This is a genomic window from Rhodoplanes azumiensis, assembly GCF_042682915.1.
In the GTDB taxonomy this organism is placed as follows: Bacteria; Pseudomonadota; Alphaproteobacteria; order Rhizobiales; family Xanthobacteraceae; genus Rhodoplanes; species Rhodoplanes azumiensis.
Window position 1 is genome coordinate 142,214 of record NZ_JBHUIW010000012.1, and the last position, 7,233, is coordinate 149,446.

At 66.6% G+C, this 7,233-nt stretch carries 5 protein-coding genes; 3 read left to right on the forward strand and 2 right to left on the reverse strand.

What is annotated here, in order from left to right; translation table 11 throughout:
- The first annotated feature begins 633 nt into the window (after positions 1–633).
- Positions 634–4,488 (forward strand): vitamin B12-dependent ribonucleotide reductase, encoded by a 3,855-nt coding sequence (locus ACFSOX_RS12300; RefSeq protein ID WP_378478103.1) that lies wholly within the window; start codon positions 634–636, stop codon positions 4,486–4,488.
- 1,040 nt (positions 4,489–5,528) lie between these two features.
- On the opposite strand, the gene ACFSOX_RS12305 is transcribed toward ACFSOX_RS12300, so the two are convergent.
- Together ACFSOX_RS12305 and ACFSOX_RS12310 are read right to left on the reverse strand one after the other, a co-directional pair.
- Positions 5,529–5,840: a type II toxin-antitoxin system RelE/ParE family toxin gene (locus tag ACFSOX_RS12305; RefSeq protein ID WP_378478104.1), complete on the reverse strand. Its 312-nt coding sequence runs from the start codon at positions 5,838–5,840 to the stop codon at positions 5,529–5,531.
- Between the two features lie 4 nt (positions 5,841–5,844).
- A complete protein-coding gene (locus tag ACFSOX_RS12310) occupies positions 5,845–6,066 on the reverse strand; it encodes a hypothetical protein (RefSeq protein ID WP_378478105.1) in 222 nt (73 codons plus the stop codon).
- 317 nt (positions 6,067–6,383) lie between these two features.
- On the opposite strand from ACFSOX_RS12310, the gene ACFSOX_RS12315 reads away from it, so the two are divergent.
- Both ACFSOX_RS12315 and ACFSOX_RS12320 read left to right on the forward strand, forming a co-directional pair.
- Entirely contained in the window at positions 6,384–6,563 is a 180-nt protein-coding gene (locus ACFSOX_RS12315; RefSeq protein ID WP_378478106.1) for a hypothetical protein, read from the forward strand.
- Between the two features lie 13 nt (positions 6,564–6,576).
- Complete coding sequence (locus tag ACFSOX_RS12320) at positions 6,577–6,876, forward strand: type II toxin-antitoxin system RelE/ParE family toxin (protein ID WP_378478107.1); 300 nt, start codon at positions 6,577–6,579, stop codon at positions 6,874–6,876.
- Positions 6,877–7,233 lie beyond the last annotated feature (357 nt).

The window sequence follows — 7,233 nt, forward strand, 5'->3', positions numbered from 1 at the left end:
GTCGGACGCATCCGTCCGGCAATGCGCCCTCCTGCCGACAGCGGCGGCCTTCCAAGCGCTACTTCGGTACCACTTTCGATCGACCGAGCCGGTGCAGTCCACACCCGATTTGGTCGCCCTGTGACAGACACGTGACACCGGTCGGGAGTGCCATCCTACCCGGCGGCATCCGGGTCCGTCCGAGGCTTTACAGAATCCGGACTGGATTCCAGAGGGTTGCCGAGGCGTTAAAAATATCCCCGGAATTCTTCCCCGCGCCCACCACATTTAGGGGATGATTCAGACTCTCACGCTAATCCTTGACTGCCTCGGCGGAGTCGGCCTAGCGTTCAGGCCCTGCGGCGCGGCTGGTACGACGTCCACGCCGGACGGATCCCTGAGGCTTGCGACAGACCTCCACCGGAGCCACCTGGTTCTCGTGGACACGTCGTGTCGTGCCCATGCCTCACCCGAAGGGGCCGTTCGGCCGACGTCGAAGACGAGACCGGGACCGCGCGCGGATCACCGGCGAGGAGCGGGCGTTCAGTCGGAGCACGGAGCCGATGAGTGAGTCGCGAGCCGTTCGGCGCGCGGCCGGTTTTTTCGACGGCGTTCGCCACGGCGACGCCGGGGGGCAAAGGCAAGAGGCGAAAGATGCGGATCGAGCGGCGCTACACCAAGGACGGGCAGTCTCCTTACGCGGACATTCCGTTCCGTCTGACCCAGAGCGAGATCCGCAACCCGGACGGCTCGGTGGTGTTCCGCGCCGACGCCGTCGAGGTGCCGGCCGCCTGGTCGCAGGTCGCCTCCGACGTGCTGGCCCAAAAGTACTTCCGCAAGGCGGGCGTCGCCGCCCGCTTGAAGAAGGTCGAGGAGGAGACGGTCCCGTCCTGGCTGTGGCGCTCGGTGCCCGACGAGGCGGCGCTCGCCGCGCTGCCCGAGAAGGAGCGATTCGTCGGCGAGAGCTCGGCCCGGCAGGTGTTCGACCGCCTCGCCGGCACCTGGACCTATTGGGGCTGGAAGGGCGGCTATTTCGACGGCGAGGCCGACGCGCAGGCCTTCTTCGACGAGCTGCGCTACATGCTCGCCATGCAGATGGTCGCGCCGAACTCGCCGCAGTGGTTCAACACCGGCCTCCATTGGGCCTACGGCATCGACGGCCCGAGCCAGGGCCATCACTACGTCGACTTCAAGACCGGCAAGCTGCACCGCTCCAAGTCCGCCTACGAGCACCCGCAGCCGCACGCCTGCTTCATCCAGTCGATCCAGGACGACCTCGTCAACGAGGGCGGCATCATGGATCTGTGGGTGCGCGAGGCGCGCCTGTTCAAGTACGGCTCCGGCACCGGCACCAATTTTTCCCGCCTGCGCGGTGAAGGGGAAAAGCTCTCGGGCGGCGGCAAGTCGTCGGGGCTGATGTCGTTCCTGAAGATCGGCGACCGCGCGGCCGGCGCCATCAAGTCGGGCGGCACCACGCGCCGCGCCGCCAAGATGGTGATCGTCGACGTCGATCATCCCGACATCGAGAAGTACATCGACTGGAAGGTGACCGAGGAGCAGAAGGTCGCCGCGCTCGTCACCGGCTCGCGCATCGCGCAGCGCCATCTGCGCGCCGTGATGAAGGCCTGCGTCAACTGCCAGGGATCCGGGGACGACTGCTTCACGCCGGAGAAGAACCCGGTCCTCAAGCGCGAGATCAAGGCCGCGCGGAAAAACCACGTGCCCGACAACGCGATCAAGCGGGTGATCCAGCTCGCGCGCCAGGGCTACAAGGACATCGAATTCCCCATCTACGACACCGATTGGGACAGCGAGGCCTATCTCACCGTCTCGGGCCAGAACTCCAACAACTCGGTGCGGGTGACGGACGACTTCCTGAAGGCCGTCGAGTCCGACCGCGAGTGGGATCTCACCTGGCGCACCAAGGGCAAGGTCGCCAAGACCGTGAAGGCGGCCGAGCTGTGGGAGAAGATCGCCGCCGCCGCCTGGGCGTCGGCCGATCCGGGCCTGCAGTTCCACACCACCATCAACGACTGGCACACCTGCCCGGCCTCGGGGCCGATCCGCGCCTCGAACCCGTGCTCCGAGTACATGTTCCTCGACGACACGGCGTGCAACCTCGCCTCGATGAACCTCTTGACCTTCCGGCAGAAGGGCGACACGGCGGGCGCCTTCGCGTTCGACGTCGAGGGTTACGAGCACACCGTGCGGCTGTGGACCATCGTGCTCGAGATCTCGGTGCTGATGGCGCAGTTCCCCTCCAAGGAGATCGCCCAGCTCTCCTACGAGTACCGCACGCTCGGCCTCGGCTACGCCAATCTCGGCGGCCTCCTGATGTCGACCGGCATCCCGTATGACTCCGATGCCGGCCGGGCGATCTGCGGCGCCCTCTCCGCCATCATGACCGGCGTCAGCTACGCGACCTCGGCCGAGATGGCGGCGATCCTCGGCGCCTTCCCGGGCTACAAGAAGAACCGCGAGCACATGTTGCGCGTCATCCGCAACCATCGCCGCGCGGCGCACGGCGAGAAGCACGCCTACGAGAAGCTGCAGACGCTGCCGATGCGGCTCGACCACCACGCCTGCCCGGACAAGCGGCTGGTCGACCACGCCATGCAGGCCTGGGACAAGGCGCTGGCGCTCGGCACCGAGCACGGCTTCCGCAACGCCCAGGCGACCGTGATCGCGCCGACCGGCACGATCGGCCTCGTCATGGACTGCGACACCACCGGCATCGAGCCCGACTTCGCCCTGGTGAAGTTCAAGAAGCTCGCCGGCGGTGGCTACTTCAAGATCATCAACCGCGCCGTGCCCGAAGCCCTGCGGGCGTTGGGGTACACGGAAGCCCAGATTTCCGACATCGAAGCGTATGCCGTGGGGCGCGGCACGCTGGCCGACGCGCCCGGCATCAACCACAAGGCGCTCGAGGCGAAGGGCTTCACGCCCGACATCATCGCCAAGATCGAGAAGGCGCTGCCGACCGCCTTCGACATCAAGTTCGCCTTCAACAAGTGGACGCTGGGCGAGGCCTTCTGCACCGACACGCTCGGCCTTTCGCCCGAGGAGCTCGCCAAGCCATCCTTCGACATGCTCGGCGCGCTCGGCTTCACCAAGCGCGAGATCGAGGCCGCGAACGTGTTCGTCTGCGGCGCCATGACGGTCGAGGGCGCGCCGCATCTCAAGCCCGAGCACTATCCGGTGTTCGACTGCGCCAACGCGTGCGGCCGCAACGGCAAGCGTTTCCTCTCGGTCGAGAGCCACATCCGCATGATGGCGGCGGCGCAGCCGTTCATCTCGGGCGCCATCTCCAAGACCATCAACATGCCGAACGAGGCGACGGTCGAGGACTGCAAGGCCGCCTACATGCTGTCGTGGAAGCTCGCCCTCAAGGCGAACGCGCTCTATCGCGACGGCGCCAAGCTCTCGCAGCCGCTCTCCGCCCAGCTCGTCTCCGACGACGAGGAGGACGACGATCACGACATCGACGCCTTCATCGAGAAGCCGATGGCGGCGCGCGCCGCGGCGCTCTCCGAGAAGATCGTCGAGAAGGTGGTCGAGCGGATCGTCGTGATGCGCGAGCGCGAGAAGATGCCGGACCGCCGCAAGGGCTACACCCAGAAGGCCGTGGTCGGCGGCCACAAGGTCTATCTGCGCACCGGCGAGTACGACGACGGCCGGCTCGGCGAGATCTTCATCGACATGCACAAGGAGGGCGCCGCCCTTCGGTCGCTCCTCAACAACTTCGCCATCGCGGTGTCGCTCGGCCTGCAATACGGCGTGCCGCTGGAGGAGTATGTCGACGCCTTCACGTTCACGCGCTTCGAGCCGTCGGGCCCGGTGCAGGGCAACGACTCGATCAAGTACGCGACCTCGATCCTCGACTACGTGTTCCGCGAGCTCGCCGTCTCCTACATGTCGCGCTTCGACCTCGCCCATGTCGACCCGTCGACCACGGGCGGCTTCGACGCGCTCGGCAAGGGCGTCGCCGAGGGCAAGATCGAGAGCGCCCCGGCGGCCAAGTACGTGTCGAAGGGCCTGACCCGCTCGCGCACCGACAAGCTCGTCGTCATGCCGGGCGGCCACGCGACCTCGGGCGGGCATGCCGGGACGCACGCGGCCCCTGCCCCGGCCGGCGGATCTCATGGCGGTTCGCATGCCGACAACCGCGCCGCGGCCGCCCCGCCGACCGCGCTGGCGGGCTCCCTTGCGGGGCACGCGCCGTCCAACGTCGCGCCCTTCGCCCGCGCCGGCGGCGGCACCGCGGCGGCCCTGAAGGCGGAGCCGGCCGTCCGCACCGCGCTCGACGAGCTGCCCTGGCACGAGCCGACCCCGGCCCAGAAGGCCGACGCCCGCGCCGACGCCAAGGCCCACGCCGCCGAGAAGCGCGCCGAGGCCAAGGCCCAAGGCTACGAAGGCGAAGCCTGCGGCGAATGCGGCAACTTCACCCTCGTCCGCAACGGCACCTGCATGAAGTGCAACACGTGCGGCAGCACGACGGGGTGCTCGTGATCTGACGATAAGTGGAGGGCGGCGCCTCGCGCCGCCCATGACTTACAGAGAATAAGGCCCTTAAATCACTTTCTTGTTCAACAGCTCAACCGAGAGAAGGGAATCACATAAAATGGATTCGGCTGAGCAATGGCAAACCAAAGAGAATTCCGATTTATAATTGGCGATCCGTCCGGCCCCCGTTCATGTTCCTGGAAGCTCTGGGCTCATGGAAACGAGGCGTACCTCAGTCAACGGAACATCGCTCAACATCAGAAATTTAGCTTTCATACTAACATTTGCCGCTGGGCATCGATCGGCCCACGACCCGACGGCTCCGATCGCGCGACCATTAAGTGGCCCAGAGGCGCCGTCCCTGAGAGAGGCAGAGGACAAGGCCGCCTTTTGCTAACTCTAGCTTTTCCGACTAGCCACCTCTCCACCGCATTCGACGACAAAGATTATCATCATATTAACTGGATCGCCCCAGCTCCTCCAAAGCGAGCCCGTAAGCTGGAATTTTTCCTCACACGAGAGCCGAATTTCGTGGTCGAGAGACAGCGGATTTCCGGATCTGAATGTACTTTATTATATTCATCTCCGCTAAGGAACGGCGACATACTATGCCTCGCAAGCTCCACATTCGATTGCGGGCCCGTCAAACTTTACTTTCCACAGAATTCAACGGTCGACGGTCAGACCTTTGGAAACCTCATGTTTCCCGAAGTCGACAACGATGACACTGGAAGACCAGTCCGTATGCTAATCATACCACATAAAGCTCCGCCTCCGTTCGCATGGGAACTTGGCGGCCACCCTGAAAATGCCCATAAAGGCAAGCAAGCGTAGCCCGGATCGGTCGTAGCAAGCGTGGCCCGGATCGATCGTAGGGCGGAATAGCAAGCGTAGCCCGGCTTTCTTCGTAGCCTGGATTGAGCGAAGCGAAATCCGGGATTTCTTGCTCTGGCGCCGGCCGTACCTTTCGCTCTCCCGGACGGAGCGCCCGCGACATCCGGGGCTTTCTTGCTCCGGCGACCGCCGCACCCCGGGTTTCGCTGCGCTCACCCCGGGCTACGAGGCTGCGAGGCCGCTCCTTCGCGGTCCTGTGCGCCGTGAAAGACCGCGATCACCAGGAGCTGCTCACGCTCCGGATCGACCTCGTAGACGACGATAGAGGGGAGCCGCGGCACCACCCATTCGCGGGTGCCCTCGTCGCGGCCCGGCCGGCCCATCTGCGGGAAGGCCGCGAGGTGCTCGATGCTGGAAAAGACCCGATCGATCACGGCCCGGGCGGTCGGCGGGCTGTCCTGGGCGATCCAATCGAAGATGTGTTCGAGATCGGCGAGCGCCCGATCGTCAAAGACGAGGCGCACGGCGTCACCGGCCGAGGCGGGCGATCCGCGCGCGGGCGTCGGCGTGCGACACGAGCCGTCGCCCCGGATCGGCCCGGCGGCGCCGCACCTCGGCGAGCTGCGCGTCGGAGAGCCGCACGTCGTCGCGATGCGCCATGTAGTCGATGAGCGCGCCGGCCGCGGCGTCCTGCTCGGCCGGCGGCAGCCGCTCGATCTCCCGGATCACCTTCTGCAACAGCTCGGTCATGCGAGGGATGATACACGACGCCCCCGGAGCCGGCAAAGCGGGCAAGTATAGCCCGGGCTCTTCGTAGCCTGGATTGAGCGAAGCGAAAGCCGGTTTTTTTTGCTCCGGCGCCGGCCGTGCAATTCGCTCGCCCCGACGGAGCGCCCGCGACATCCGGGACGTTCTTGCTCCGGCGACGGCCGCATCCCGGTCTTCGCTGCGCTCGACCCGGGGTACGCGGTGCTGCGCTTGCTGCGGATCGGCCCTATGCTAACCTTTCCGCCATGACGACCCGAAAGCTCGCTGCCGCCCTTGCGCGCGTCGAGACGTGGCCTGCCGTGGCGCAGGACCAACTCGCCGACATCGCATTCGAGATCGACGCCTCGCTCGGCGGCGCATATGTGCCGACGCCCGAGGAGCGGGCCGCCATCGACCGCGGCCTCGCCGACGCGACCGCCGGCCGCTTCGTCTCCGAGGCCGAGGTCGAGACCGTGCTTGGCAAGCTCCGGCGGCCTTGATGGTCCGCCGTCGATGACGATCCGCTTCACCGACGAAGCGTTCCGCGATCTCGAAGCCATTGTCGACCACGTCAAGGTGCACTATCCGGCGGCCGCGCCGGCCCTCCACGCTCGCCTGGGCGCCGTCCTCGCCCGCATCGATCGCTGGCCGGCGAGCGCCCGCCGGGTCGACGGGCACCCGGACATTCACGTCGTTCCGCTCGGTCGGCACCCGTACAAGGTCTTCTATCGGGTCACCGAGACGGCGGTGGAGATCCTGCACATCCACCACGCGGCCCAAAAGCCTTGGCCGGCCGAGGACGAGCAAGCGTAGCCGGGAACGACCGTCGGGCGGAACAGCGAAGCGTATTCCGCCGATCGAGCGCCGGCGGCGCGATACGCTGCGCTATTGCGCCCTACGGCCACGACGCGGCGCGCGCCGGCCGTGCCGTTCGCTCGCCCCGACGGAGCGCCCGCGACATCCGGGCCATTCTTGCTCCGGCGCCGGCCGCATCCCGGGTTTCGCTGCGCTCACCCCGGGCTACGAGGTGCCGAGACCCCGGAGGGTGGGCAAAGGCGCGGACGCGCCGTGCCCACGCGGTCCGATCTCGCCGTCTACGGCGTGGGCACGCTTCGCTTTGCCCACCCTTGTAACAGCGAGAGCGAGTATCGTCGGGCCGTTCCGTGAGGA